Here is a 1,233-nt window from a genome sequence, read left to right on the forward strand (position 1 = left end):
GTCGAGCACGCTCCTGGAAGTCCGAGACATTCGACCCGCCCTTCTTCGGCTCGCTCTTGCCCGGCACGGCTGCCGGGACCGAGGCCGGGGTTATCTGCAGCTCCGCGCAGGCCTTGAGGTAGTTCGGAACGTGCGTCGTCATGGCCTTCTGCAGGGCCTCCATGCCGTCGCGCTGGGCCTCGTCGATCATCCACGCGAGCGTCTTCACGGCCGCGACCGGGCCGGCGTACTTCGCCTCCGCCAGATGTGGGGCAGCAGCGATGCTCGCCGCGGTCGCGTCGGCCATGTACCCGCGCTTGCGGGCCGGCTTCACGAGCGGCGCGAACCTGTCGCCCCACGCCCGCACCTGCTCGGCCGTCTGACGCTCGACCGCGAGCGCAGGATGCGGGATCACGCGGCCTCTGGGGTCCTTCACGACCATTCCCTCGTCCTCGACCCGCTTCCGGGCCTCACGGAGGCGCGCGACGAGCGTGCAGTAGGCCTCCAGAGCGGTCCGGTCAGCGTTTCCGGCCAGGTCGTTGGCCTCGACCACCTCGCGCCACACCGCGGCCGCCCCCACCGGCAGGCCGGCGGTTGGTTCGAGCGGCTCGGGTGCCTCCTGGGGCGCTTTCCTGCTCACCAGACCACCTCCCGGAAGCTCAACTGGCCGCATTCGATGTCAGAGGCAGCCACTGGACCGGCTGACAGGCCCTCTATGGGCCGCGCCTCGACGTCTGTGGCCGTTTCCCGGTACTCGGGTCGGAGTCTGGCGACCAGATCGGACAGCTGGCGGCGCGAGCGGCGCCAATCGACGATGACCGCAATGTCCGCGACCACCATTTCCGGGAAGTCGGCGAGCACGTCGCGCACGGCCGGCTCGAACTCCTCCGACGCCGACGCCCGCCAGTAAGAATCCCGCGCGTCCGGTGCCAGAGCGCGCCGGACAGCGTTCCTCGACGCCCCGAGGCTCCGTGCGATGCCCCGGACCGGCTCCCCGACGCCTCGCAGCGTCCTGATCGCCGGGCGGTCGTGCACAACGGGCTCCCGATCAGTCGATCGTGACTGTGACCTTGGTGCCCTGCTTCCAGCCCTGCGCGTCGGCGATCTCCCGGCGGACCGTCATCTGGAGCGAAGCCGCCGGCGTGGCCGCTGCCCACTCCTGGTTCCGGTCATCCGAGTAGTCGGCGCCGAAGAAGACCTTGGCGACGTCGATGTCGCCTTCGGCCGTGCCGGTCATCACGCTGTCCGTGCGGT

The 1,233-nt window shown here is 70.4% G+C and carries 3 protein-coding genes; all 3 read right to left on the minus strand.

All coding sequences use genetic code 11. The features are described 5' to 3' along the window. Positions 1-619, minus strand: a 619-nt coding sequence (locus tag ACYVKZ_RS21030) for a terminase small subunit (RefSeq protein ID WP_460994422.1), incomplete at its 3' end; no start/stop codon positions are given. Continuing rightward, complete coding sequence (locus tag ACYVKZ_RS21035; RefSeq protein WP_460994423.1) at positions 616-849, minus strand: hypothetical protein; 234 nt, start codon at positions 847-849, stop codon at positions 616-618. The genes ACYVKZ_RS21030 and ACYVKZ_RS21035, both read right to left, overlap by 4 nt. A 178-nt stretch (positions 850-1,027) precedes the next feature. Beyond that, on the minus strand, positions 1,028-1,233 hold a 206-nt coding region (locus ACYVKZ_RS21040), incomplete at its 5' end, for a hypothetical protein (protein ID WP_460994424.1).

The sequence above is a fragment of the Sinomonas soli genome (assembly GCF_054782415.1).